This is a genomic window from Methylomonas sp. HW2-6, assembly GCF_052474525.1.
Map to the genome: position 1 here is coordinate 1,212,236 of NZ_CP184124.1, position 24,538 is coordinate 1,236,773.

24 protein-coding genes are annotated in these 24,538 nt (G+C 57.7%); 17 read left to right on the forward strand and 7 right to left on the reverse strand.

Annotated features, from left to right (window positions below):
• Positions 1-103: 103 nt before the first annotated feature.
• From ACH518_RS06590 to ACH518_RS06600, 3 genes are all read left to right on the forward strand, one after another.
• Positions 104-370: a hypothetical protein gene (locus tag ACH518_RS06590; protein ID WP_445372310.1), complete on the forward strand. Its 267-nt coding sequence runs from the start codon at positions 104-106 to the stop codon at positions 368-370.
• 115 nt (positions 371-485) lie between these two features.
• Positions 486-1,232 carry a hypothetical protein gene (locus ACH518_RS06595; protein ID WP_445372311.1) on the forward strand — a complete coding sequence of 249 codons (747 nt, stop codon included), beginning with the start codon at positions 486-488 and terminating at the stop codon, positions 1,230-1,232.
• A 109-nt stretch (positions 1,233-1,341) separates the two neighbouring features.
• A complete protein-coding gene (locus tag ACH518_RS06600; RefSeq protein WP_445372312.1) occupies positions 1,342-2,193 on the forward strand; it encodes an REP-associated tyrosine transposase in 852 nt (283 codons plus the stop codon).
• A gap of 321 nt (positions 2,194-2,514) precedes the next feature.
• On the opposite strand, the gene ACH518_RS06605 is transcribed toward ACH518_RS06600, so the two are convergent.
• Both ACH518_RS06605 and ACH518_RS06610 read right to left on the reverse strand, forming a co-directional pair.
• On the reverse strand, positions 2,515-2,775 hold the full coding sequence (locus ACH518_RS06605; protein ID WP_445372313.1) for a DUF2024 family protein: 261 nt from the start codon (positions 2,773-2,775) through the stop codon (positions 2,515-2,517).
• Positions 2,776-2,881: 106 nt separating this feature from the next.
• Positions 2,882-3,931 carry a threonine aldolase family protein gene (locus ACH518_RS06610; RefSeq protein WP_445372314.1) on the reverse strand — a complete coding sequence of 350 codons (1,050 nt, stop codon included), beginning with the start codon at positions 3,929-3,931 and terminating at the stop codon, positions 2,882-2,884.
• 200 nt (positions 3,932-4,131) lie between these two features.
• On the opposite strand from ACH518_RS06610, the gene ACH518_RS06615 reads away from it, so the two are divergent.
• The 7 genes from ACH518_RS06615 (at position 4,132) to ACH518_RS06645 (ending at position 15,841) form a co-directional block, all read left to right on the forward strand.
• On the forward strand, positions 4,132-5,604 hold the full coding sequence (locus ACH518_RS06615; protein WP_445372315.1) for a complex I subunit 4 family protein: 1,473 nt from the start codon (positions 4,132-4,134) through the stop codon (positions 5,602-5,604).
• A 43-nt stretch (positions 5,605-5,647) separates the two neighbouring features.
• Positions 5,648-8,800 (forward strand): DUF2309 domain-containing protein, encoded by a 3,153-nt coding sequence (locus ACH518_RS06620; RefSeq protein ID WP_445372316.1) that lies wholly within the window; start codon positions 5,648-5,650, stop codon positions 8,798-8,800.
• Positions 8,801-8,805: 5 nt separating this feature from the next.
• Positions 8,806-10,377 carry a proton-conducting transporter transmembrane domain-containing protein gene (locus tag ACH518_RS06625; RefSeq protein WP_445372317.1) on the forward strand — a complete coding sequence of 524 codons (1,572 nt, stop codon included), beginning with the start codon at positions 8,806-8,808 and terminating at the stop codon, positions 10,375-10,377.
• A complete protein-coding gene (locus ACH518_RS06630) occupies positions 10,374-11,909 on the forward strand; it encodes a complex I subunit 4 family protein (protein ID WP_445372318.1) in 1,536 nt (511 codons plus the stop codon). Before ACH518_RS06625 ends, ACH518_RS06630 begins: the two co-directional genes overlap by 4 nt.
• The gene (locus tag ACH518_RS06635; RefSeq protein ID WP_445372319.1) at positions 11,902-13,464 is read left to right on the forward strand and encodes a complex I subunit 4 family protein; all 1,563 of its coding nucleotides are present in this window, start codon (positions 11,902-11,904) and stop codon (positions 13,462-13,464) included. Before ACH518_RS06630 ends, ACH518_RS06635 begins: the two co-directional genes overlap by 8 nt.
• A 149-nt stretch (positions 13,465-13,613) precedes the next feature.
• On the forward strand, positions 13,614-14,246 hold the full coding sequence (can, locus tag ACH518_RS06640) for a carbonate dehydratase (RefSeq protein ID WP_445372320.1): 633 nt from the start codon (positions 13,614-13,616) through the stop codon (positions 14,244-14,246).
• 35 nt (positions 14,247-14,281) lie between these two features.
• Positions 14,282-15,841: a SulP family inorganic anion transporter gene (locus tag ACH518_RS06645; RefSeq protein WP_445372321.1), complete on the forward strand. Its 1,560-nt coding sequence runs from the start codon at positions 14,282-14,284 to the stop codon at positions 15,839-15,841.
• Positions 15,842-15,874: 33 nt separating this feature from the next.
• Here ACH518_RS06645 and ACH518_RS06650 read toward each other — a convergent pair whose 3' ends face one another.
• The 4 genes from ACH518_RS06650 to ACH518_RS06665 form a co-directional block, all read right to left on the reverse strand.
• Positions 15,875-16,945, reverse strand: coding sequence for a phosphotransferase enzyme family protein (locus ACH518_RS06650; protein ID WP_445372322.1), 1,071 nt, complete (start codon positions 16,943-16,945; stop codon positions 15,875-15,877).
• Positions 16,942-17,526: an RdgB/HAM1 family non-canonical purine NTP pyrophosphatase gene (gene rdgB, locus ACH518_RS06655; RefSeq protein WP_140912096.1), complete on the reverse strand. Its 585-nt coding sequence runs from the start codon at positions 17,524-17,526 to the stop codon at positions 16,942-16,944. Before rdgB ends, ACH518_RS06650 begins: the two co-directional genes overlap by 4 nt.
• A 4-nt stretch (positions 17,527-17,530) precedes the next feature.
• Positions 17,531-18,280, reverse strand: coding sequence for a ribonuclease PH (gene rph / locus ACH518_RS06660; protein WP_140912097.1), 750 nt, complete (start codon positions 18,278-18,280; stop codon positions 17,531-17,533).
• Positions 18,281-18,341: 61 nt separating this feature from the next.
• Positions 18,342-19,241: a serine/threonine protein kinase gene (locus ACH518_RS06665; protein ID WP_140912098.1), complete on the reverse strand. Its 900-nt coding sequence runs from the start codon at positions 19,239-19,241 to the stop codon at positions 18,342-18,344.
• 43 nt (positions 19,242-19,284) lie between these two features.
• Here ACH518_RS06665 and ACH518_RS06670 point away from each other — a divergent pair, with 43 nt between their 5' ends.
• The gene (locus ACH518_RS06670) at positions 19,285-20,148 is read left to right on the forward strand and encodes a YicC/YloC family endoribonuclease (RefSeq protein ID WP_140912099.1); all 864 of its coding nucleotides are present in this window, start codon (positions 19,285-19,287) and stop codon (positions 20,146-20,148) included.
• Positions 20,149-20,492: 344 nt separating this feature from the next.
• Here ACH518_RS06670 and ACH518_RS06675 read toward each other — a convergent pair whose 3' ends face one another.
• Complete coding sequence (locus tag ACH518_RS06675; RefSeq protein ID WP_445372323.1) at positions 20,493-20,756, reverse strand: hypothetical protein; 264 nt, start codon at positions 20,754-20,756, stop codon at positions 20,493-20,495.
• A 249-nt stretch (positions 20,757-21,005) separates the two neighbouring features.
• Between ACH518_RS06675 and ACH518_RS06680 the strand changes: the two genes are divergently transcribed.
• The 6 genes from ACH518_RS06680 to ACH518_RS06705 all read left to right on the forward strand — a co-directional run bounded on the left by ACH518_RS06680 (position 21,006) and on the right by ACH518_RS06705 (position 24,507).
• Positions 21,006-21,191, forward strand: a complete 186-nt coding sequence (locus ACH518_RS06680; protein WP_445372324.1) for a hypothetical protein — start codon at positions 21,006-21,008, stop codon at positions 21,189-21,191.
• Between the two features lie 268 nt (positions 21,192-21,459).
• The gene (locus ACH518_RS06685) at positions 21,460-21,930 is read left to right on the forward strand and encodes a hypothetical protein (protein ID WP_140912101.1); all 471 of its coding nucleotides are present in this window, start codon (positions 21,460-21,462) and stop codon (positions 21,928-21,930) included.
• A gap of 108 nt (positions 21,931-22,038) precedes the next feature.
• Positions 22,039-22,434, forward strand: a complete 396-nt coding sequence (locus ACH518_RS06690; RefSeq protein ID WP_445372325.1) for a DUF1761 domain-containing protein — start codon at positions 22,039-22,041, stop codon at positions 22,432-22,434.
• 6 nt (positions 22,435-22,440) lie between these two features.
• Positions 22,441-22,803, forward strand: a complete 363-nt coding sequence (locus tag ACH518_RS06695; protein WP_445372326.1) for a cupin domain-containing protein — start codon at positions 22,441-22,443, stop codon at positions 22,801-22,803.
• 10 nt (positions 22,804-22,813) lie between these two features.
• Complete coding sequence (locus ACH518_RS06700) at positions 22,814-23,272, forward strand: GNAT family N-acetyltransferase (RefSeq protein ID WP_445372327.1); 459 nt, start codon at positions 22,814-22,816, stop codon at positions 23,270-23,272.
• Positions 23,273-23,373: 101 nt separating this feature from the next.
• Positions 23,374-24,507 carry a S1C family serine protease gene (locus ACH518_RS06705; protein WP_445372328.1) on the forward strand — a complete coding sequence of 378 codons (1,134 nt, stop codon included), beginning with the start codon at positions 23,374-23,376 and terminating at the stop codon, positions 24,505-24,507.
• The last annotated feature ends 31 nt before the right edge of the window (positions 24,508-24,538 follow it).

The following is a 24,538-nucleotide window of genomic DNA, read 5'->3' on the forward strand; positions in this document are numbered from 1 at the left end:
GCGGGCTTTTGAGGGCAAAAGTGCCCGAAATGGCCGGCAATATCAACTTGTCGGGCAGATTTGCCTGATAATCAATAGTTATGGGTCAGTCTAAGAGAAAGCAATGAATCAAGAAAATAATCATACGGACATGGATATACAAGTAACGGCTAAAAAAGATGAGCTTTCACTAAAGGCTAAAGGTGCAGGTCTTCTAATACTGATAGCAATGTGTATAGTCGGAATAATTCTATTGTCGTTAAAAATGGCTGATATGGAAAAAGGTACGATTCTATTTGCGCCACTACTCTTTCTTCTTTATATAACCTACAACTTAATAGCTACTTTAGATGCAGTTCTAGGAATAACAGTTAGGTATAGGGATGACTAAAACCCATAACACGTCGCTCAAAGGGACGCTCCGCTTCGCTGCGCGCCCCTTAGCTTGGCGTTAGGCTTTGAGCTTCAACACAAGAGTGGCAAAATTTTTCACATGAGAACTTGAAATGAATAAAAGTTTAATTTTCTTTGGGTTATTCGCAGTTGGAGTAATAGTTGGCGCGTCCCTGAACTTTATTCCTATAAAAAATACCATTCATATAGATGTTGAGAAACGCACTATTGACTTGATACCACCGTCCCCAGATTCACTGTCTTTAACAGATGCTTTTGTTAGAGATGTGGCGGTTCGTCGTCTTAATAATGCCATCATCAACTCTAATAGAAAGGTAACTTATGAAATAACCAATGTTCGTGATGGTAAGATATTCTTCAATGAAACGAATGAAACAGAATTAGAAAATCCAGGAAAAGATGCCTTGACGGAAACCATAAAAATAGGCCAAAAACTTGATGAACCTTCTGTCGATCTAGTTGATGATGACGGGATTCCAATCAGCCCCATAAGAACTCAAAATGGGGAATTAGTTTTTCGAGAATATAAGGTAACCGTATTTCCTGGTAAAATCAAAAAGATCGTCGCAAAAATTCAAGACAGAATGGAGATTCTTCCGTTTAAAGATATAGATGTTTCGATGCGTCCAACTCGTCGTTCTGAACTAGTTATAGAGGGACAAAAGGAAATTATTGAACAACTTGAAATTAGTACAAACCCAATTACTTGGCTCGACAATTGGGAAAGGGCTGATCCTCCATCTAATGACTCAAGGACAAAATTTGGCTGGAGAACGAAAAGCGATGGCTTATTTCCTTTTCAAGGAGGATTATTAAAAATTGCTGTAAAAAAGAACTAAGGAACCTCTGAAAAACTGCCGTTTAGCAGGCTGGTGAAAAATTCAGAAAAGGAAACGAAAGATGGGGTCAGGTCTAGCTTAATAGCATTATTTGCACTATATTCTGCCCATGACCCGACCCATCAGAATCGAATTCTCAGGCGCGCTTTATCATGTGACGTCCCGTGGCGACCGTCGTGAAAACATCTATGAAGACGATGAGGACCGGGTTCAATTTCTCGATGTTTTGCGGCGGGTTGTGGACGATTTCAATTGGGTTTGCCACGCCTATTGTTTGATGACTAACCATTATCATTTGGTGGTAGAAACGCCTGATGCCAATCTGGCGAAAGGCATGCGACAGTTGAACGGCGTATTTACCCAAGCCTCGAATCGTCGCCACGGCCGCACCGGGCATTTGTTTCAAGGCCGTTACAAAGCAATATTGGTCGATGGCGAAAGCTATCTGTTAGAGCTGACGCGTTATGTCGTGCTCAACCCCGTCCGTGCCGGCATGGTCGCATCACCCGCAGACTGGTTATGGAGCAGTTACCGGGCAATGACCGGCGAAGCACCGGCGCCGTCCTGGTTGGCCACCGATGGCTTGTTGGCGCAGTTTTCAACGCATCGCGATACGGCAGTCAAACGCTATCGGGAATTTGTCTTGCAAGGGCTGGATCAAGAATCGATCTGGCGCGATCTAAAACGGCAAATATTTCTGGGCGAGGATGCCTTCGTATCGCAGATGCAGGCAAAAATTAAAGGGAAAAGCGAGGATGTCAATTTCGCAAAAGCGCAACGGCGGGCGCCGGCATTGCCGTTAGCCGAGTACCAAAAACGTTACGCCAGCCGGGATGAGGCGATTGTGTCGGCCTATGCTTCAGGAGAATACAGCTATCAACAACTGGCGGATTTTTTTGGTCTGCATTTTACAACAGTCGGTAGGATGATCAGGGCTGCAAGATCGAACGCAAAACTATAAATCCCGGTCCCCACGGTCCTTCGTTAGCCGTTTACGCCTCTTGTTTGATAGCCGTCATTTCGGCAGGGTGTCGAGCTGTCCTCTGCGGATAATGCAAATCCGCTTCAGGCAGAGTTGTGCTGGAGCCTTGGGCCGCGAAGCCAAAAGGATGGCTTGAAGCTACGGCCAAGGCACTGGATGCCCGCGTCCTGCGGGCATGACGGCCGTTGTGGATAACGATCAGCGCAAAGCGTGGGAAGAGGAAGTCATCGGACATCTCCCTGGCAAAACGCTCAAGCCGCGCGGCTTCCTCTGCGCTTCAACCCCTAAAGTACCTTCCGGCTAAGTCGGACAGCCTTCCATTTTGTAGATATAAAAGCCGTCGCGTTTGATGCTGTCGATCACGTCGGCCGGAGCGTTCTGGCTGTGGCAGAAACGGCACTCCCTGCTGCTAACCGTCGCGTCCGCTTCGCCGATCGACGCCAGCCATTGTTTGGCGTAGGCGATCGCTTGTTGGTCGTTGCGATCCGCGGTGAACACGTCGAAGTGCATCAAGCGGCCGTCGCCGGCGGTGACGTAAGTGTCGTAAACATGGATTTGCATGGTGGTTCTCCTGCTGCAAAAAATCGATATTGGCCGGCATATCCGGCTCGGCTATTTTATATCGAATCAATATCAATTTGCCGATTGCGTTGGAGCACGCGGCGGATCATTGCAACAACTCGACAAACCGGTCCACTTCGTCGGCGGTCGTGGCGAAGCTGGCGACCAGACGCAGCAACACCTCGTTTTCGGCGAGCAGGCCGGGATAGGCGTGCGGCGGATTCCACGGGTAGAACACCGCGCCGGCGGCGCGCAGCCGGTCGGCGTCGCTCCGCTCCAGTACTGCAAACACTTCGTTAGCCTCCGCCGGCCAGGCCAGCCGGGCGCGGCGGGCGGCGACAATGCCTTGCTGCAGTCGGGCTGCCATCGCGTTGGCGTGGCCGGCCAGTTCCAGCCAGAGGCCGTCTTGTAGATACGCTTCGAATTGGGCGGCAATGAAGCGGCTTTTGGAGAACAGTTGCGCGGCGCGTTTGCGGATGAAAGGTAAATCTTTGGCCGTGTCCGGGTCCATGAACACCAAAGCCTCGGCACACCAGCAGCCGTTTTTGGTGGCGCCGAACGAGACGATATCCACGCCGAGTTGCCAGGTCATTTGCGCCGGCGTCAATTGCAGCGCGGTCAGCGCGTTGGCGAAGCGGGCGCCGTCCATGTGCAAAGGCAGCCGGTGTTGGCGGGCGATCGCAGCGATGGCGGCGATTTCATCGGGCCGATACAGCGTGCCGATTTCGGTGGCCTGGGTGATCGAGACCGCCATCGGCTGGCCGGCGTGGATGAAGCCGGGCGGAAAGCGGCCGATTTCGGCGGCCAGCTTGGCCGGGTCGATCTTGCCCAGGTCGCCGTCGACCGGCGCCAGCCGGGCGCCGTGGGTGAAAAACTCCGGGGCGCCGCATTCGTCTTCCAGCATGTGCGCTTCGCGGTGACAAAACGAGACGCCGCCGGGGCGATTGATTGCGGCCAGGGCCAACGCATTGGCGGCGGTGCCGGTGCCGACGAAAAAGACTGCGACCTCACGTTCGAACAGTTCGCAGAAACGGCGTTCGATGTTGCGGTCCAGCTCGCTGGCGCCGTAAGGTGCGGCGAATCCGGCGCCGGCGGCCAGTAAATGTTGGGCGATGGCAGGGTGAGCGCCGGCCCAGTTGTCGGAAGCGAAGTTCATAGTGTGTTGCCGGGTTTGAATTGCGAGAAAAAGGTTTCCGGTTTAAGTCGATTTAGGCCGCAGTATCGGCGGCGCGGAGCAGATGCTACCCGCTGGCTGGTTTTTCTGGTTCATTTCAACCAATTTGCTTTTAAAAATGGCTTTTTTCAACCAATTGCCGGTAGAATGCCCTGCGTTTTCGACTCTATATCCCATAAACAATGGTCATACTCAGCACGCTGCTTTGGACCCCCGCTGCCGGGGCGCTATTGCTGGTGCTAATCCCCGCCCATCAAACCCAAGCAGTCCGCCTGACGGCGAATCTGTTTGCCGGCGTGGCTCTAATGCTGGCCTGCATGCTATTGGCGCACTACGACGCCGCCGATCCGGCTTTGCAACTGACCGAATTCTACCCGCTGAATCCCAAACTCGGTAGCGCCTACGCGCTAGGCATCGACGGCCTGTCGCTGCCGATGTTGATCCTGGCGGCCTTGTTAACCTCGATCTCTTTGATCGCGTCGTTCAATCTGGCCGACGGCGTCAAGGGTTACCACATCTGCATCCTGCTGCTGGAGTTCGGCATGCTCGGCGTGTTCATGGCCCAGGACTGGGCCTTGTTCTATATCTTCTGGGAAGTGACCTTAATCCCGCTGTTTTTTCTGATCGACCGTTGGGGCGGCAAACGCCGTCACGCCGCCAGTTTGAACTTCGTGCTGTACACAATGGGCGGCTCGGTATTCATGCTGCTGAGTCTGTTGGCGATCAGCCAGTACGATTTGCAGAACCAGGGCTCGTTGATGGCGTCGATGGGCCAGGCGGCGCAGAACATGCCGGCCGTCGAACAGGTACTGGTGTTGTTGGGCTTTCTGATCGGCTTCGGCGTGAAGATGCCGATTTTTCCGTTGCACGGCTGGTTGCCGCTGGCGCACGTCGAAGCGCCGAGCGCGGTCAGTATTTTGTTGTCCGGGATTTTATTGAAGATGGGCGCCTACGGCCTGCTGCGCTCGGTGGTGATGTTGCCGGTCGCCGCGCAACTGATTCAACCCTTGCTGATGTTTCTGGCCCTGTTCGGTATGGTTTACGGTGGCCTGCTGGCTTGGCGTCAGCCGGACATGAAAGCCATGGTGGCCTATTCCTCGTTGAGCCACATGGGCGTGGTGTTGCTCGGCATCGCCACATTGAACCAGACCGGCTTCATCGGCGCGATTCTGCATATGACTGCGCACGGCCTGATCGCCGGCGCCTTGTTCTTACTGGTCGGTTTGCTGTACGAACGCACCCACACCCGCAATATCCAGGATTACAGTTCGCTGGTGCAGGTCATGCCGCGCTTTGCCGGGCTGACGACGCTGGCGCTGCTGGCGGCAATGGGCCTGCCGGGCTCGATCGGCTTTGTCGCCGAATTGCACATGCTGATCGGCGGCTTTCAGCAATGGGGCGGCTGGATGGCATTTTTCAGCCTGAGCCTATTGATCAGCGCGGCTTATGCCATGCGCACCATCGGCCTGCTGTTCACCGGGCCGGTCAAGCCGCAGATGCGCGACATCGCCGATTTGACGCCGTCGGAGCTGGCGGCGTCGGCGGTATTGGTCGGCTGCATCGTCGTGTTCGGCTTGTTGCCGGCGCCGTTGATCGAATTGTCGGCCGCGTCGGTCGGGCGGATGCTGGCCGTGATCGGCGAGAGGTTGCTGTGATGCGGCCGCTATGTCTTGGCTTGGCAGGTCGGGGAGCGATTTGATGGCGGCGTCGGTTTGCGAGGCTGGCGATCTGCGCGACATTGTCCGTCATGCGATCGCACATTTGGACCACGTGTTGCCGGGCCAGGCGCCGATCCACGATTTCGTCCACCACAACACCTTGCACGGCTTTCAGCATTTGCCGTTCGAGCAGGCGTTGGCCGAGTTCACCGCGCTGACCGGAATCGATTGCTATCTGCCGGCCGACAAGTTCCGCGAGTTTTACCGGCAACAACGCATCACCGACCGCGATCTCGATGCGGCATTGCAGCATCGGTTCGGCAGTGCATTGGCCGAACCGCTGGCCGGTAGCGCCGGTATTGCCCGGCGCGAACTTTACCGGGCCGTGTTACTGCACGATTTACAGGCCATTAGCCCGCAGCAACTGGCCTGGCGGCTCGGCGAATCCGCCGAATTCGATGTCGCGACGGCCGGCGGCCGGCCGCTGCGCGAGGTGTGGCAGGCGGTTTCGGCGAAGTTGGCATTGCCGGCGGCAGAATTGCATCCCGAGGATTTGCTGGATCTATCTGCCGCGCCATTCGACAATGAATTGCCGCAAGCGGACGATGCCGATAACCCGGCGCTCTGGTTCGACCGGGTCGGCGTCACTTTGACCTGGCGCGGTGTGCTGCTGGCTTTGGCGGGCAAGGACATTTTGGAACTGGTGCGGCCGCAGTTGATTCGTTTGTGCGCATCGTTGCTGGACGAAGGTTTGGCGGCCTGGCGTTTGCCGGGACGCCAGGAATTGGGATTGTATGAGGCCTGGCGGCAGGCGCTGGACTACGATGCGCTGCCCTTGTTTCACGATCTGGCGGAGTGGCGCAGCGTTACGGCACGCTTGCCGGAAGATGCGACGGACGCCATCGTCCAGCAATTGCAGGCCATGGCCTTGCCGGCGGATCGCTGGGAAGGCTATTTGCAGCGGCTGGCGCTGGAATTGCCGGGCTGGTCCGGGTTGATCAACTGGCGGCAGCAGCACCCGGATTATCGGGAAGGGCGGCCGGTTCCGGTGCGGCTTACCGATTATCTGGCCATCCGGCTGGTATTGGATCGGCTTTACGCTCAGCCGTTGTGCCGCAGCCTGTGGCATGGTCCGGCTCAATTCGACCGCTTGCAGGCCTATTTCGAAAAACATCAAGCCGAATTCGGCGTCCGTCGGGCGCTGTTCGGCGGCGAGTTGCCGGAGTACCTGGCTCAGGCCGCTCAGCAATTGGTATCCGCGGCCGATAGCTCCCGGCAAGCCTGGCAAACGCTGGCGCAACGGATTCGGAGTTGGCGGCAAAGCCCGTTGGCGGCAGCCGATGGCAGACTCACCGCCCACGACCAGGGCTGGCGACTATTTTCGCTTTGTCGGAATTTAGGGTTGGGGCCCGATGCAGTGTCGGCTCTGGAAAAAAGCCAACTGCTGGCCTGGTTGACGCCGGTCGCCGAATTTGACGAACAACAACGGGCTTCGGTCTGGCTGGACGCTTACGAGCGGCATTATCGTCAGGATTTGTTACAAGCCTTGCACGCCAATCACGGCCGCGGCCGCTGGCGGCGGCGGGAGCGGCGGCCGCAAGCGCAGGTATTTTTCTGCATGGACGAGCGCGAGGAAAGTTTCCGTCGCCATCTGGAAGAGTGGAATCCGGCCATCGAAACCCTGGGCGCTGCCGGATTTTTCGGCGTGGCGATGGACTATCAGGGGTTGGACGACCATCATCCGACGCCGTTGTGTCCGGTGGTGGTGACGCCGGCGCATCGGGTAGCGGAGGTTTGCCTACCTAGCCGCGAGGATTTGCTGGCCGACCACCGTGCCGGCTTGAACCGGGCGCAAATCATCAGCGACTGGTTGCATCAAACCTTGCGCCGGCATCTGTTGCGGGCATATCCGCTGATATACCTGTTTGCGCCGCTGAAGTTGGCCGGGCTGTTGGGCAAGACCTTATGGCCGGACCTGCAATACCGCCTGGAACGGGCCTGGCAGGCGCGGCTGGTGCCGGCGGCACCGACCCGCTTGCAGTTTACCGCCGATGCCGCAGCGCCGGTCGCAGCGAAACCCGGTTTCAGCGACGAGGAGCAGGCGCAACGGGTCGGCCAATTCTTGCGCACCACCGGACTCAGCTACGGCTTTGCCCGGATCGTCGCCATTTTGGGCCACGGTTCCACCAGCCAAAACAATCCGCACGAGGCTGCCCACGATTGCGGCGCTTGCGGCGGCCGCCGCGGCGGCCCGAATGCCAGAGTATTCGCGGCGATGGCCAATCGGCCGCAGGTGCGGGCTTTGCTGGCCGGGCAGGGCATTGCGATTCCGGACGATACCTGGTTCGTCGGCGGCCAGCACGATACCTGCAGCGACGCGATCGTCTGGTACGACGCGGATCTGGTACCGGCTGCGCTGGTCGCCGATTTCACCCGCTTGCAAGCCGATCTGGCCGAGGCCGACCGGCGGGCCGCGGCCGAACGCTGCCGGCGCTTCGCCTCGTCGGGGTATCCGGTTTCGCCTGGGGCCGCGTTCCGCCACGTCCAGCGCCGTGCCGCCGACTTGAGCCAGGTGCGGCCGGAATTCGGCCATGCCACCAACGCCGCCGCCTTTATCGGCCGGCGTGCGGCGACGCAGGGCGTGTTTTTCGACCGCCGCCTGTTTTTGATTTCCTACGATCCGACTCAGGACGGCGACGGTACGATTCTGGAAAATATTTTGCTGACCGCCGGGCCGGTCGGCGCCGGCATCAATCTGGAATATTACTTCTCGACCGTCAACAACGACCGCCTCGGTTGCGGCACCAAGATTCCGCATAACGTCACCGGTTTGTTCGGGGTCATGGAGGGCGCGTTCAGCGATTTGCGCACCGGTTTGCCACTGCAGATGGTGGAGATTCACGAGGCGATGCGCCTGCAAATCGTGGTTGAAGCCAACACCGAGACCTTGGCGCGGATTTATACCCGGCAACCGGTGTTACAGGAGCTGGTCGGCGGCGGCTGGGTGCATCTGAATGCGCTCGACCCGGACGATGGCCGGATTTTCGTGTTCGACCGCCGCGAAGGTTTTCTGCCCTGGCAGCCGGAGGGCCACGAACTGCCGCTGCGCGATGATTCGGCAGCCTGCTACGCCGGGCAGGCCCAGGCCGTGGCGCCGATCCTGGTTCGGCAACCGGACATCGCAGGGGAATAACGACTATGGCCGGATACGCATTTTTGATTCCGTTGTTACCGCTGCTTGCCGCCTTATCGATTGGCGGCCTGCATTTTTTTAGTCTGCTGCGCGGCGAAGCCGGCGAAAAGCTCAGCGCCCGGTTGGCGGCCTGGGCGATCGGCTTGGCGGCTGCGCTGGCGCTGGGTTTGCTCGGGCTGGAGCTGGCCGGTAGCCCGAGCGGGTTGCAGGTCTACGGTAGTTGGCTGGCCAGCGGCAAGTTGGCGATAGGCTTTTCGTTGCAGGCCGGCGGCTTGAATATGGCATTGGCGGCATTATTCGGGTTGCTGTTGCTGGCCGTGGCCCGCTTTTCCCGGAATTACCTGCACCGCGAACCCGGCTTTCACCGCTTCTTCTTTATTCTGAGCCTGTTTGCCGCGGCAATGCTGTTGCTGGTGTTGTCCGGCAACGCGGTGTTCACCTTTGTCGGCTGGGAAATCGCCGGCGTCTGTTCTTATCTGCTGATCGCCTACGCCTACGAGCGGCCGGTGGCGGCGCACAATGCCACCCGCGTGTTTATCACCAACCGGGTCGGCGACGGCGGCTTTTTGCTGGGCATCGGCTTGATGCTGGCCTGGCTGGAATCTGCCGACTGGCAAACCTTGAATAACGGCGCGGCCGACCTGGACCGCGGCGATGCTACCTTGCTGGCCTTGAGTTTTGCCGTCGCCGCTTTCGCCAAATCGGCGCAGATTCCGTTCTCGCCCTGGCTGGCGCGGGCGATGGAAGGGCCGACTCCATCCAGCGCGATCTTTTACGGCGGCGCAATGGTGCATGCCGGGGTATTCCTGACCCTACAACTGCGACCGTTATTCGAGCAGGCCCCGGCGGCAATGGCCTTGCTGGCGGCGATCGGGGCGATGACCGCCATTTACGGCTATTGGGTAGGCTTGAGCCAGACCGACATCAAAAGCTCGCAAATCTTCGCCGCATCGGTGCAACTGGGCTTGATGTTCCTCGAATGCGGCTTAGGCTGGTGGACCTTGGCCGCCTGGCATTTGGCGGCGCATGCCGTGGTGCGTTGCTATCTGTTTCTGACCACACCGTCGATTTTGCATAACACCCATGGCCGGCCGCTCGAGCCGGTGCCGGCGGCGCTCGCCGACTGCCGCTGGGCCTTTGTGGCTTCGTTGCAGCGCGGCTGGCTGGAGCCGGCGGTGGATTGGCTGTTAGTGAAGCCAATCCTGCAACTGGCTAAGGATGCCCGTTACATCGAAGAGCGGATTCTGGACCCGTTGATGGGCTCGCCGGCACCGGCGATCAGGGCGATGTCGTCGTTGGCGCAGCGGGAAGAGCAAAAGATGGGCGCCAATCTGAGCAGTGCCGAAGACAGCTTTGCCCAGGGCAGCGGCCTGGCCGGCAAGCTGGCGCAATGGACTTCGGGCTTGCTGAACTGGTTTGAATACCATTTCATCTTGCGCGGCATCGGCGGCGAGTCGATTCGGGTCGGGCGCCGGCTGGGGCAGGCGGCGAACCGGTTCGAACAGTTGTTGTTGCGTGCCCGTTATCTGGCGCTGTTCGTGTTGATTACGTTGATGGTAGCTTTGGGGTACCGATGACGACCGATATCGTTTACTGGCAGGCGGCCGCGGCGTTTCCGGTGCTGAGCGTATTGACCGCGCTGCCGCTTCTGACCTGCGGCGTGGTTTTGGGCCTGAAAGGCTGGCGGCTGTGGCCGACGGCCTTGACCGGCGCGGTGGCGAACGTGTTGTTGAGCATTTACCTGCTGTGGGTGTTCGATGCCGAAGCGCCCGGCATCCATCTGGCCGAGAAAATCGACGGCCTGGGTTACCGGGTCGGCGTCGACGGCACCAATATCCTGTTTATTCCGTTGACGGCGGTGTTGGGTGCGCTGGCGCTGGTCTACACCCTGATCACCCGCCACCGCAACGACCGTTTATTCGTCGCCTGTCTGCTGGCTTACCAAGGCATCCTGATCGGGGCATTTGCGGCGCTGAACACGCTGCAATTCTGGTGCTGGAGCTTGTTGGAACTGGTGCCGGTGGCCTTGCTGACGATGGTTGCCGGTACCGGCCGCTTGCGCAACCAGGCCGTCAAAACCTTGCTGCAATATTGGTTGTCCGGTCTGGCGATGAGTCTGGCCGGCTTTCTGTTGCTCAGTTTCGGGCTGGCCGGCAACGGTATGGATTTGAGTTTCGATTGGCTGGCGCTGAAACACCATAATCTGGCGATTCCGAACGAAACCTTGATCTTTCTGCTGCTGTTCTTCGGCTTTGCGGTGCGGATGCCGCTGTTTCCGTTCCACGCCTGGTTGCCGGTCTTGGGCGAGCACGGTACCGCAGCCAGCGCGGCGATTTTTCTGCACGGGCTGAAGCTGGGCATCTATGCGCTGATCCGCTTCATCTTGCCGTTGACGCCGGGTGCGGCCGAGCAATGGACCCATTTCGTCGTCACGCTGGGTTTGATCGGGATTTTTTACGGGGCCTTGCTGGCCTTGATGCAAATCAATATGCGCCGCTTAATCGCGTTCGCGGTGATCAGCCATACCGGCATGTTGGCGATCGGCGTGTTTTCGTTCAACGATTTCGCGCTGGAGGGCAGCATTTTGTTGTCGGTGGCTTACGGCCTGGCTACCGCCGGCATGTTGTTCTGCATCGGCCTGATTTACGAGCGGACCCGGACTTCGTTCCTGCCGCGCCTCGGCGGGCTGTTCGAGACCAATTCGACCTTGGCTTTGCTGTTTCTGATCTCGGCGCTGAGTACGATGGTGATGCCGGGCACGCCGGGATTCGACGCCGCTCATTTGTTGATCGAGGGTACTATCGAAGAACACGGTTGGTGGATCGCGATCGCAATTCTGTTGGGCAACGTGTTGGGGGCGGCATTCTTGTTGTGGGCGTTTCAACGTCTGTTCATCGCTCACCCGAAACGCTTCGTGCAGCCTTACGGCAGCGTTCACCATCCGGTATTGAAGGAACGTATCATCGCCGTGACGGTGTGCGGCTTGTTGATCGGTACCGGTTTTTATACGACGCCGTGGCTGAAATACATCGACCAGGAGGCGCGGGAAATCGGCGAGCATTATCCGGCCCATCACAGCCACCATATCAACGAGACCCACCATGAATGAGGCTGTGCCGCTGCTGACGCTATGCCTGCTTTGGCCCTTGCTCGGCGCATTGGCGCTAGCCTGCGTCCGCGATGGCGGCCGGGCGAAGCGGCTGGCCTTGGTCGTGGCGGGGGTCGAGCTATTGTTGACCTTGGGCGTCGTCTTCGGCTTCGACCCGAGCGATGGCGGCTATCAATGGCAGGAACACCATTTGTGGATACCCAGCCTGAACGCCTATTACTCGGTCGGAGTGGACGGTATCTCGCTGTTGTTCCTGCCGATGACGGCCTTGTTGACCTTGATGGCGCTACTGGCCGGCTGGAATGCGGCAGCCCGGCTGCACCGATTTCAGTTGGCGCTGGTGCTGATCTTGGAGAGTGCCACCATCGGCGTGTTCGTCGCACTGGATATGGCGCTGTTTTTCCTGTTTTGGGAGTTGACGCTGCCGCCGATTTTCTTCCTGGCCGGTTTATGGGGGATCGGTGCCGAACGGCGCCAGGCTGCGCTGAAATACACTTTGTATATGCTGTTCGGCGGCGTACCGCTGTTGTTCGCGATCGCGACGCTGGCCTTGAACCACGCCCATTACACCGGCGGCGACGTGCCGGGCGGTCTGGTCTTCAGTTTGCCGGTGTTACTGAACACGCCGATGGATGCCGCGACCCAGGAGCTGGTGTTTTTTTTGCTGATGCTCGGTTTCGCGGTGAAAGCGCCGTTGGTACCGTTTCATACCTGGCTGCCGACCATGGCGATGGAAGGGCCGGCGTTTCTCACGGCCTTGCTGGTCGGGTTGAAGCTGGGCTTGTACGGCATTCTCCGCTTTGCCTTGCCGTTGGCGCCGCAAGCGGCGCTGGAGCATCGCTGGCTAGTGGCGATCGTCGGCGCCGTTACCTTGGTATACGCCGCCCTGATCGCGTTGCAGCAAACCAACTTACGCCGGTTGCTGGCCTATTCCAGCATCAGTCACGTCGGCTTGGTGCTGATGGGTTTGGCGGCATTCAATTATCAGGGGCAGCAAGGGGCGTTACTGCAATTGCTGAATTTCACGCTGGTCGCCGGCAGCCTGATGCTGATGGCCGGCATGCTGCAACAGCGCTTGGGCAGTTGCGAGCTGGTGCATCTGGGTGGCTTGGCCAAACCGGCGCCGCGTCTGGCTTGTTTGTTCTTCCTGTTTACGCTGGCTAGCCTGGGCGTACCGGGTACCAACGGTTTTCCGGCGGAATTGCTGGTTCTGATCGGCACCTTGCAGGCTTACCCGGCGTTGGCGATGGTGGCTTTGTTCGGCGCCGTGTTGAGTGCCGCCTACATGCTCGGTTTCGTCAGGAAAGCCTTGTTCGGGCCGACTAACGCTACGGCTCGCAACTGCCCGGATCTGACCCGGCGCGAGCTTTTGCTGTTGTTGGTCCCGGCCGTGCTGGTATTGCTGGTCGGACTCAGTCCAAAAAGCGTATTGGTCTGGCCGGAAAGCAGCTTGTTGATGCGGCAGCAGGCCGTGGCCGAAGCGGAATCGGTGCGAGCGGTTTCCGGGCTGGCGCCGGCTCGAGCCGCCACCGCGGATGCGGCCGACTCGATTTGAAAGCTGGCGGCGAAGGCTGGGACCGGTCCGGAAAATTGATTGGCATATAGTTTCGAATCGATATAATATTGACCCAAGCCCGGCGGTTTCAGGCCGGGAGCTCAAAAATACGTTACGGCATTGGGATTACCCCTAAAAGGACGATAAATATGCACACTCCCGCGAAATTATTATTAGAAAACAAAGCTTGGTCCGAAGAAATCAGTAGCAAAGACCCGGATTTTTTCGGTCAATTGGCCAAAGAGCAAAAGCCGGATTTTTTGTGGATCGGTTGTTCCGACAGCCGGGTACCGGCCGAGACCATCGTCAATGCGCAACCCGGCGAAATATTCGTCCATCGCAATATTGCCAACCAAGTCATCGTTACCGACTTCAATTGCCTGAGCGTTTTGCAATATGCGGTCAACGTGTTGAAAGTCAAACACGTGATCGTCTGCGGCCATTACGGTTGCGGCGGCGTCAAGGCGGCATTGCAGCCGCAAAAATCCGAATTGGTGATCACCAACAAATGGCTGATGCACATCAAGGATGTGTATCGGTTGCACGAGGAAGAATTGGAAACGGTGTCGCCCGAAGACAAAGTGAACCGTATGATCGAGCTGAACATCGTCGAACAGGTTTACCGGCTGGCGCATACCTCGATCATCCAATCCGCCTGGCGCCACGGCCACAAACCCACCTTGCACGGTTGGGTATACGGGCTGAACGACGGTTTGATCCAGGAATTGATCAAGCTCGACCATAACACCCAAATCAATCCGATTTACCGCTATGCGGATTAAGCGGCCTGCCCACTATTAACGACGGATTGAAACCAATGACAACGCATTTGAGTTATTACCTGAAACATTTGCACCAGGATCTGCCGGCCGGCATCGTGGTTTTTCTGGTGGCGTTACCGCTCTGCCTGGGGGTGGCCCTGGCCTCCGGTGCACCGCTGTTTTCCGGGATCATCGCCGGATTGGTCGGCGGCTTGCTGGTGTCCTGGGCTAGCGGCTCGCAACTGAGCGTGTCCGGTCCGGCGGCCGGCCTGACCGTGATCGTCTTCGAAGCCATCGAAACCTTAGGCGGCTTCGGCGGCTTCCTGTTGAGTGTGGTACTGGCCGGTGGCCTGCAGATTGTATTGGGCTTCTTGAAAGCCGGAGTCATCGGCGCGTTTTTTCCGGCGGCGGTGATCAAAGGCATGCTGGCGGCAATCGGTCTGATTTTGATCATCAAACAGACACCGCACGCCACCGGCTACGACACCAGTTTCGAAGGCGACGAAAGCTACATGCAAGAGACCGCCGAATCGAGTTTTTTCGAATTGTCGGAGGCCTTGGAGGGCATTACGCCCGGCGTGACGCTGGTTAGCGTGGTCGCGTTGTTGATCCTGATCGTTTGGGACAGCGCGCTCATCAAACGCTTCAAGGGTTTGAAGCTCGTGCCGGGGCCGTTGTTGGCTGTGATTTGGGGTGTCGGTTTCAATGCCGTGGCGCTGCAATACTTCCCGGAATTGGCGATCGGCGATAAGCATCTGGTGTCCTTGCCGGAACTGGGCACTACCGCCAATTTTGTCAACCAGTTGCGGTTGCCGGACTTCAGCTATTTCGGCAATCCGAAAGTTTATTCGATTGCGGTGACCATTGCGATTATCGCCAGCCTGGAAACCTTATTGAGTATCGAGGCGGTCGATAAGCTGGATCCGCACAAACGATTGGCGCCGACCAACCGCGAGCTGAAGGCGCAGGGCTTGGGCAATATGGTGAGCGGGATGATCGGCGGTTTGCCGATTACGGCCGTGATCGTGCGCAGTTCGGCCAATATCAACGCCGGCGGTCAGACCCGGCTGTCCTGCTTCTTCCACGGTCTGCTGTTGATGGTCAGCGTGCTGTTTTTCGCCAAGTACCTGAACATGATTCCGCTGGCCTGTCTGGCGGCGATTTTGCTGCAAACCGGTTACAAATTGGCCAAACCGGCCATGTTCGTCGAGTTTTACCGTAAGGGCTGGAACCAATTCCTGCCGTTTGTGATTACCGTCGCCGCGATTTTGTTAACCGATCTGCTGGTGGGCATTGCAATAGGCATGGGCTGCGGATTTTTCTTCGTGCTGCGCGCCAATTTTCACGCGGCGATTACCTTGACTCAGCACGGCCAGCATTACCTGCTGCGCTTGCATAAGGATGTATCGTTTTTGAATAAGGCCCTATTGCGCAAATGCCTGCAGGAGGTCCCAAATGACTGCGAACTGCTGATCGACGGTTACAAGGCGCAATTTGTCGATCTGGATATCTTAGAGACGATAGGCGATTTCATGTTGGCGGCGCCGGACCGGGGCATTCAAGTCGAGATTCAAGGCATCCCGCTGGAAGACATTACTCCGTCTGCCGGCCATTGATGCGTCAGCCCGCCCGTGTCGGGGCGGGCGGCGTTAGCTAGCGGTTGTCGGAGTCAATTTTGCTATCAGTTTCTCTATGGCGTCGCGTTGGCGTTCGATATCTCGCACCAGCTCGAATTGGGCCAGCGCCCGGCGCAGATTTTGGCCGGCGTCGTCCACTTTGAAGTAGCGGTTGCCCTGCAAATAATCGGTGAAGAAGCGCAAACCCAGTTCGAACGGAATCAGACGGATCGCCGGATACAGATAGCGGTAATCCGCCGCCGTGAAAAAATGGCCGGCCTCGGCCAGATAGTGCTCGAGAACCGCACTGCAACGCTGCAGATCGAAGCCGTTGGTGTCCGGAATATGGCAACAGGAGCGCAGGCAGTCGCCGATGTCGTAATGCACCAGACCGGGTTTCACGGTATCCAGATCGACCAAACCGATAATCCGGTCGCTGTTCGGCTCGAACAGAAAGTTGTTCAATTTCGGATCGCCGTGTATCACTCGATCCACCAATTCACCGCGCTGTCTGGCCTGTTCCAGCTCATGGATGCCTGCGCCGAAATCGGCGATGAAACGGCGGCAGCTTGCAAACTCGGGATCGCTCGGCACTTGCGGTGCTTGAGCCAACGCCGCCTGATACTGACGAAAATATTCGGGGGTGATGTGGAAGCCGGGCAGGGTGTCGTGCAGGGTTTCGGCGGCCAGGGTGCTGCACAAGCTATGAAAATGGCCGAGTGCGGCGCCGACTTCGCCGGCTTCGCTGAGATTGGCGAGCCGTTCCCGGCTTTCGGATGGCGTGATCCATTCCAGTGCCCGCCAGACCCGGCCGCTGTCGCGGTCGCGAATTTGCGCGTCGTCTGCAGCCGGCAGCAGTCGGGGGATGCGTAAACGAACCTCGACTGCGGTTTGTCGGCCGAGGTGGCGGTTCAATGCGGTTAGATTTTCCGCGATGCGTTCCGGATGCGGAAACACCCGGTCGTTGATGGCTTGCAAGACGAAGTTGTCGCCATCGGCTTCGACCAGGAAGGTATCGTTGATCAGGCCGTTACCGAGCGGCCTGATCGCGTGGATGTTCCGGCCGCCGGCGAAGCGGCGGGCAATCGGTTCCAGCCGGTTCACGGATTTAACTGCCGGGCCAGTGCGCGTAAGGCCTGGCCGCGGTGGCTCACCGCATTTTTGGTTTCCGGTGGCAGTTGCGCCGAGGAACATTGGAATTGGTCCAGCCAGAAAATCGGATCGTAGCCGAAGCCGTTTTCGCCGACCGCAGCAGGCAGGATCTTGCCTTCCCAGACGCCCTGGGCAATCAGCGGAGTCGGGTCCGCAGCGTGGCGCAGGTAAACCATCACGCAAATAAAGCGGGCGCTGCGCAAGGCGTCCGGCACATCGCGCATTTCCGCCAGCAGTTTCTCCAGATTGGCTCGGTCGTCGGCGCCGATGCCGGCATAGCGGGCGGAAATCACGCCGGGCGCGCCGTTGAGTGCGTCGACGACAATGCCGGAATCGTCGGCAATCGCCGGCAGCCGGCAATGCGCGGCGGCATTGCGGGCCTTGATGATCGCGTTTTCGATGAAGGTGGAGCCGGTTTCCTCGGGTTCGGCGACGTTAAATTGCGATTGCGGCAGAATCTTGTCGCTTTGCAGAATGGCCTGGATTTCCCGAATTTTGCCCGGATTGCCGCTAGCCAGTACGATCGAACTCATCGGCTTAGAATGCGATCGGTTTCGGCGCGGGTTTCTTCGCCTCTTCCAACGCCGCTTGTTGTTTTTCCAGTAATTGTTTGATGCCGTGTTCCGCCAGTTCCAGCATCGCATTCAGTTCGTCCTTTCTGAAGGCATGGCCTTCGGCCGTACCCTGGACTTCGATGAAGTGGCCGGCTTCGTTCATAACCACGTTCATGTCGGTCTCGGCCTGGTGGTCTTCGGCATAGTCCAGGTCCAACACCGGTACCCCGTTGTAAATGCCCACCGATACCGAAGCGACTTGGCCGTGCAGCGGGTTTTTCTTGATTTTGTGGGTTTTCAGCAGGTGGTCGATTGCAATCGACAAGGCAACGAAACCGCCGGTGATTGACGCGGTGCGGGTGCCGCCGTCGGCTTGAATCACGTCGCAATCGATGGTGATGGTATTTTCGCCGAGCGCCTTCAAGTCGATCGCGGCGCGCAGGGAGCGGCCGATCAGACGCTGGATTTCCAGAGTTCTGCCGCCTTGTTTGCCGCGGCCGGCTTCGCGGTCCATCCGGCTGTGGGTCGAGCGCGGCAGCATGCCGTATTCGGCGGTGACCCAACCCTCGCCTTTGCCTTTTAGGAAACGAGGGACGCTATTGTCGACGCTGGCGGTGCATAAGACCCGGGTGTCGCCGAATTCCACCAACACCGAGCCTTCGGCGTGTTTGGTGTAATGGCAGGTAAAACGAATTTCGCGTAATTGGTCCGGATTGCGTCCGCTTGGTCTCATATTGTTCTCGGCTGTATCAAAAGTTGCGGCATTATACTGGCTTTGCCGGGCCGATTTTTAACTATTGGGGGCTCAGCGCCTGCTGCAATTCGGCGACGGTTTGCGGCCGGTTTTCCGGAAAAATCGCCATGGCCCAATCGATCGCTTTTAACAGATATTCCGGGAAGCGGCGCTTGTGGGCTTTGACGGCCGGCGGCAAATTGTCCTGCTTGGCGCGGTCCGGCGACGGTATCGGGATTTTGTAGTCCAGGCAGGCGCGCATGCTGGCACCGACGGCGTAAATGTCGGACCAGGGGCCGAGATTGCCGTTGCTGTCGTATTGTTCGATCGGCGAATACCCGTTGGTCAGCACTTTGGCCCGGTTGCGCTGCGGGTCCAGCGTGATTTTGCGGATCGCGCCGAAATCCAGCAGCAGCGGATCGTTTTCGGCGCGGATCAGAATGTTGGCGGGTTTGATATCCAGATGCACCAAGCCTTTTTGATGAACCGCGTCGATACCGTTCAGCAACAATGGGAATACCGTCAACAGGAATTCTTCGGTAATCGGCAGGCTTTTGCGGTGTAGGATTTTATCCAGGGTGACGCCGTAGTCGTAGGTCATGACCATATACACGGTATCGTTGGCTTGGAAGAAGTTGATTACGTCGACGATGTTGTGATGCTTCAGCATCGCCAGAACTTTGGCTTCCTCGAAAAACAGCGCCCGGCCGCGCATGAATAACGCCTTGGCTTCTTCGCTATTCGGCGCCACCAGGTTATTCCAGGTACGGTGCGCCAGCTTGCGCGGCAAGTATTCCTTGATCGCCACCTGCGTCTGGTCGGACATTTGCCGGGCCAGATAGACCGAACTGAAGCCGCCGTGCGCCAATTCCCGCTCGATCATGTACTGATCTATAATGGTTCCCGATTGCAGGTAGTTCCATTGTTTCGGGTAGGTTTCCGGATCGTAGTATTCGGCCATAAGGAAAGCTGCGCGGGTAAAGCGTGAAGATTATAGGTGAAAAATGATTAGAAGCATGACCGCGTTCGCGGACGGCGAAATGAGCGCCGACAACCTGACTATCTTGTGCGAATTGCGTTCGGTTAACCACCGTTACAGCGACGTCAGCGTCAAATTGCCCGAGCGCTTGCGATTTGCCGAAGCCGACGTTCGCCGCTTGATAGCCGAAAAGCTGAAACGCGGCAAAATCGAATGTGCATTGAGTTACAAGAAGCAGACCGGCGAAGCCAGCTTCAATGTGAATCGGGAAAACGTGCGGCGTCTGTTGGCGGCTACCGCCGTTATCGAAGCCGAAATGAGCAAGCCGCAAGCTTTTTCGGCGCTCGATGTGTTGGCTTTTCCCGGTGTTCAGCAAGAGCAGGAGACCGACAAGGACGCGCTGCACGACAAAATCGTTCAGCTGCTGGAGGAAACTCTGGACAAAATGCTGGAGACTCGGGTTCGAGAGGGGGCGCAACTGGCACAATTGCTGGAAGACCGCTGCCAGAAGGTGTTGGTGTTGGTCGAAGCGGCGCATAAACGGATGCCCGAGGTATTGAACAATTTACGCAATAAATTGACCGCCAGAGTCCAGGAAATGGTTGCCGAGCCCAATTTCGACCGGCTGGAGCAGGAGCTGGTGCTGCTGGCACAAAAGTTCGATGTGGCCGAGGAATTGGACCGTCTGGAAACTCACGTCCTGGAAGTGCAGCGTGCGTTAAAGCAACCCGAACCCACTGGCCGGCGCCTGGATTTTTTGATGCAGGAAATGAACCGGGAAGCTAACACCCTCGGCTCCAAATCCGCCGACCGGGAAATGACCCAGATCTCGATCGATTTGAAAGTGCTGATCGAGCAGATGCGCGAGCAGATTCAGAATATTGAATGATGTTTCAGGCTGTCTAAACCAATCCAGCCAGACCATAAAGCCCAGTCAATCTGGGCTTTTTTGTGTCCGTAAGTTTCCCACGCTTGCTACTCGTTCGGTTTAATCGACAGGCAACAGCGTTCTCTCTGCAGCAACCGGCCGCCCGTTCAAGGCCAAATGTCATTGTCCCGCCTGAACCTTTCCAATCATTGAGACAGCCCAAGCGGCGGGATTGTGGGTCGCTTCGCGCGATCGGTACCCGAAACCGCCGCGAGAAGGGGATCAAACAAATATTTCATCAGCCTCCTGCTGCCGGATTGGGAACCGGCTCAAATTCAGCCGCGCTTGATCGGGGCGGTCAACCGTTAACGGTCATGGTATTCCAGCTCCGGATATGCTCGCTCGCCCGGCGGCTGGGTTTTTTCCGAATGGCGAAATAGATAATTTTGCAAGGTGCCGGGGTAGGTGATGCCGGCGTGGTAATCGTAGAATTCGTATTCGACTTCTTCTACCGGTGAGGTCTGGGTTTTCGCTACCGTATGTTCGCTGTGTTCGGCCCAAGCCGGCATCAGCCATAGTCCGCATAAAACGGTCAACCCCGCTGTTCTAAGTGTGTTGTTGTTTTTCATATCAGTCACCTCTGAGTCATTACAGCGGTTTCGGGCGAATTTCCGACCTTCTCGCTTGGAATTTAGTTCCTCGGCAATCGGCGTCTAGCCTACCAATCATTTGAAAAACACCCCCCGCAGGTAGGGCGAAACGTTAGCGTATCCCGGTTAATCTTGCTATCGACTGAAACGGAGACTGGCGAAGTGCCGGTCTCGACGTTTCAACCCTGATTTCCGCGAATTCAAGGTTTGTCGTGGCTGGACCCTGAGGTGCATTGGCATCGCATATTTCGCCAGGTCGTTCGCCGCGGCGATGCGTTGGCCACCGGCGGTTTAGCGGGCGAAGACCAAGCTCATCTTTTGGCATTGCGCGATGCGGTGGACGGTGATTGGACCGCGCCGCACTTTCTGGTTCGGGCGGTATTAGGTAACGAAGATCGTCCGGACCCTTTTTAAATTTTGGCACCGGGTTGCCGTCGTGAAAAGACCTTGCGACCGCGCCTTGGCTTCGGAGGTGCGGTCGTTTCTGAAGCTGACAACAACGGTGCAGCGGAATCCGCTCTAGGTCCTGCCCCCTAAGTCTGTAGGGTGTTGGCGGCAGGGATTTGCGGTTATCGTAAAAGAACTGAGTAAATTCGCTAGAATCTAGCGATTGCACTCGGCAACAACAGGAGCGCCATGAATGGCGACCTTATATTTTCATCGTTAGTCTTTGGAGTAGAGTATGAAACTGAAACACACATCGATGATCGTCGGCGCGTTGCTATCGGGCGGCTTGGCCAGTGCTGCGCATGCCGTACAGCAACCTAATTTTTACGAATGTTTCGGCCGCGGCGCCAACCTGACTCTGAGCATAGGCAGCAAGGCGGAAGTCGGCATTTTCCCGGCGGTGACCATACTCAATCTGGACCTGGGTAAAAAGAACTATTCCTTCAAAGAGGCCGACATCACGGTCGAATCCACTTTAATCGGCGAGCTGTGGGAGGTCACGCTGGAACACATTCCTGATTTGCGCATCGACCACGCCTCCGTGGTGATTCCGCAAATCAACTTGGGCGACGCTCCGCAGCATTTCGTCAGCCAGTTGATCCTGACCCGGGTTGCCACGCCGTTTACCGGTGAACCACCCAAAGGCGTGGTCAATGCGTCCCGATACATCGACCTGAGTTGCTCGGCGTCTGTGGTCTATTATTGATAACCCGATATTGCCATGCCGACGCAAGTCGGCATGCTTTCGCCCGGTTGCTTCCGTTTGATATCGACGTGTTGCAACGCTTGACCGCCCACCCCACATAGCTTGCGTATGACATTGTCTGCCACGTTAATTGCCGGAACCGCCTATTTCATGTTGGGCGGGCTTTGGTTCACGCCGCTGTTCGGCAAATACTGGGACCGGGCGGTCGGCTTTTGCCGTCCGCAACGCTGGCGGCCGCCGGCGATCTACTACCTGGGGCCATGGCTGGGCTGCCTGATTGCGGCTTTTGCCACTGCAATCCTGTTCGATTTAATCCGGCCGGCATCGTTGACCGATGCATTAAAAATCGGGTTTGCGATCGGTGCCGGCTACGGCGCCGCGCTTACCGCAGTCAATGCCATCTCGCCGAACATGCCGAAACCGGGGCTTTACGCACTGGTGGTCGGCGGTTACCACTGGCTGGGATTGACCTTATGCGCCGCAATTTTGTACGAATTGGCCTAACCGATCATGCCGAAAACGACTTGCACTTATTGGAATCCGTTATTTCCCGCCAAGCAGGACGGCTGGCAGCCGATTCCGGGTCTGGAAGGCCAGGCGGATCAATTGACGCTGAGCATCGATCCGGAAACCGGCGAATATACCCGCCTGACCCGCTTCCTGCCGGGGGCCGACACCGCCGAATTCGGCGGCAAGACCCACGACTACCCGGAAGAAGTGTTCATTGTCAGCGGCCGTTTGTACGACGCGGCTTTTGACCTGTGGCTGGAAGCCGGCCACTACGCCAGCCGACCGCCCGGCGAATTGCACGGTCCGTTCAAAACCGACCTTGGCTGCGTGGTGCTGGAAGTGTCGTTTCCGAATCGGGTCTGACGATAAACCCATGTCCGAATCTCCCGAACACATAAAAGACCTGTTATTGAGCGATGGCCTCCCGGCCGATGCCGAATGGCTGTTCGGGCTGTACCGCCAATCTATGCAGCTTTACATCGAAGCTACCTGGGGTTGGGACGAAGACTTTCAGAAAAGCGGTTTTAACCAAAACCTCAAGCCCAGCGATTGGCAGGTCATTTGGCGGGGCGAACACCGTATCGGCGGGTTCGTGTTGAACGAATGTAGCGACCATCTCCGGCTGGCGATGATCATGCTCGAGTCGGAATATCGACGCCAAGGACTCGGCCGAAAAATCCTTATTCACATACAACATATAGCCAGGCAAAAGGCATTGCCGGTCAGGCTCAATGTCATCAAAGCCAACCCCGTCTTGCCGTTTTATACCAAATTGGGTTTTCGCCAATACGCTGAAGACGAGGCGTGTTTCCGATTGCAGTGGGACGCCTAAACCTCAGGCGTTGTGCTGCCGCTTTTAGGTAGTCTGCGCTTGAAAATCGCTAAACGCGCTACCATGTCGCCGGCATCAGAACCCAATAGCCGGAGGCCGCCATGAACGATCCCAAGCAAACCCATTCTGCCGATCCCTTCGTCAAGCGCGTGCTCGCGGTTGGCGCAGTCGCCGCCGTACTACTAGCCGTTTGGAATTGGCGCCCAGGACTTTCGGCGCCGGAACCGGCATCGATCCGAACCGTGGCGGCGCGCGGCGATTTGGCGGCCGACGAGAAAAGCACCATCGAGCTATTCGAAAAATCCCGCGATTCGGTGGTTTACATCAGCACCGCCGCGCTGGTGCGCGACGCCTGGACCCGTAACGTATTTTCGGTACCCAAGGGTACCGGCTCCGGCTTTATCTGGGACGAAGCCGGCCACGTGGTGACCAACTTCCACGTCATCGCCGGCGCCAACGAAGCCACCGTCAAACTGGCCGACGGCCGCGATTACAAAGCCGCACTGGTCGGCGCCAGCCAGGTGCACGATATTGCTGTGTTGAAGATCGGTGTCGGCTTCAAACGGCCGCCGCCGGTGCCGATCGGTACTAGCAGCGATTTGAAGGTCGGGCAAAAAGTGTTCGCAATCGGCAACCCGTTCGGTCTGGACTGGACCTTGACCAGCGGTCTGGTATCGGCGCTGGACCGTTCGTTGGGCGGCCAGGAAGGTCCGGCCGTCGAGCATTTGATTCAAACCGACGCGGCGATCAATCCCGGCAATTCCGGCGGTCCGTTGCTGGATTCCGCCGGCCGCCTGATCGGCATCAATACCGCAATCTATAGCCCCAGCGGCGCCTCGGCCGGCATCGGTTTCGCGGTGCCGGTGGATACGGTGATGCGGGTGGTGCCGGAATTGATCAAACAGGGCAAATACATTCGTCCGGCCCTGGGCATCGAAATCGATCAACAGATGAACGAACGGCTGGCCGCTTTGACCGGCACGGCCGGCGTCGCGGTGTTGCGCGTACAACCCGGTTCGGCGGCGGATAAGGCCGGCTTGCGCGGCGTCGAACTCACGCCGAACGGGATAATCCCCGGCGACATCATCGTCGCGATCAACGGCAAGCCGGTCGACTCCTTGTCCAAATTGTTCGCCCGCCTGGACGAACAGAAAATCGGCGATGTCGTCAAAGTGCAGCTGGTCAACAACGGCCAGACCCGCGAAGTCGAAGTAACCTTGCAGCCGGGGAATTGATTGGGCTTGGTAGTTGGTTATAACTACCAAG

What these genes read in the sequence shown, in the direction of transcription:
- ACH518_RS06690 (WP_445372325.1), top strand. Translation starts at nt 22,039, where the DNA reads ATGACATTGTCTGCCACGTTAATTGCCGGAACCGCCTATTTCATGTTG.
- ACH518_RS06700 (WP_445372327.1), top strand. Translation starts at nt 22,814, where the DNA reads ATGTCCGAATCTCCCGAACACATAAAAGACCTGTTATTGAGCGATGGC.
- ACH518_RS06615 (WP_445372315.1), top strand. Translation starts at nt 4,132, where the DNA reads ATGGTCATACTCAGCACGCTGCTTTGGACCCCCGCTGCCGGGGCGCTA.
- ACH518_RS06670 (WP_140912099.1), top strand. Translation starts at nt 19,285, where the DNA reads ATGATTAGAAGCATGACCGCGTTCGCGGACGGCGAAATGAGCGCCGAC.
- ACH518_RS06620 (WP_445372316.1), top strand. Translation starts at nt 5,648, where the DNA reads ATGGCGGCGTCGGTTTGCGAGGCTGGCGATCTGCGCGACATTGTCCGT.
- ACH518_RS06705 (WP_445372328.1), top strand. Translation starts at nt 23,374, where the DNA reads ATGAACGATCCCAAGCAAACCCATTCTGCCGATCCCTTCGTCAAGCGC.
- ACH518_RS06645 (WP_445372321.1), top strand. Translation starts at nt 14,282, where the DNA reads ATGACAACGCATTTGAGTTATTACCTGAAACATTTGCACCAGGATCTG.
- ACH518_RS06590 (WP_445372310.1), top strand. Translation starts at nt 104, where the DNA reads ATGAATCAAGAAAATAATCATACGGACATGGATATACAAGTAACGGCT.
- rdgB (WP_140912096.1), bottom strand. Translation starts at nt 17,526, where the DNA reads ATGAGTTCGATCGTACTGGCTAGCGGCAATCCGGGCAAAATTCGGGAA.
- ACH518_RS06595 (WP_445372311.1), top strand. Translation starts at nt 486, where the DNA reads ATGAATAAAAGTTTAATTTTCTTTGGGTTATTCGCAGTTGGAGTAATA.
- ACH518_RS06665 (WP_140912098.1), bottom strand. Translation starts at nt 19,241, where the DNA reads ATGGCCGAATACTACGATCCGGAAACCTACCCGAAACAATGGAACTAC.
- ACH518_RS06630 (WP_445372318.1), top strand. Translation starts at nt 10,374, where the DNA reads ATGACGACCGATATCGTTTACTGGCAGGCGGCCGCGGCGTTTCCGGTG.
- ACH518_RS06685 (WP_140912101.1), top strand. Translation starts at nt 21,460, where the DNA reads ATGAAACTGAAACACACATCGATGATCGTCGGCGCGTTGCTATCGGGC.
- rph (WP_140912097.1), bottom strand. Translation starts at nt 18,280, where the DNA reads ATGAGACCAAGCGGACGCAATCCGGACCAATTACGCGAAATTCGTTTT.
- can (WP_445372320.1), top strand. Translation starts at nt 13,614, where the DNA reads ATGCACACTCCCGCGAAATTATTATTAGAAAACAAAGCTTGGTCCGAA.
- ACH518_RS06600 (WP_445372312.1), top strand. Translation starts at nt 1,342, where the DNA reads ATGACCCGACCCATCAGAATCGAATTCTCAGGCGCGCTTTATCATGTG.
- ACH518_RS06605 (WP_445372313.1), bottom strand. Translation starts at nt 2,775, where the DNA reads ATGCAAATCCATGTTTACGACACTTACGTCACCGCCGGCGACGGCCGC.
- ACH518_RS06625 (WP_445372317.1), top strand. Translation starts at nt 8,806, where the DNA reads ATGGCCGGATACGCATTTTTGATTCCGTTGTTACCGCTGCTTGCCGCC.
- ACH518_RS06675 (WP_445372323.1), bottom strand. Translation starts at nt 20,756, where the DNA reads ATGAAAAACAACAACACACTTAGAACAGCGGGGTTGACCGTTTTATGC.
- ACH518_RS06695 (WP_445372326.1), top strand. Translation starts at nt 22,441, where the DNA reads ATGCCGAAAACGACTTGCACTTATTGGAATCCGTTATTTCCCGCCAAG.
- ACH518_RS06635 (WP_445372319.1), top strand. Translation starts at nt 11,902, where the DNA reads ATGAATGAGGCTGTGCCGCTGCTGACGCTATGCCTGCTTTGGCCCTTG.
- ACH518_RS06610 (WP_445372314.1), bottom strand. Translation starts at nt 3,931, where the DNA reads ATGAACTTCGCTTCCGACAACTGGGCCGGCGCTCACCCTGCCATCGCC.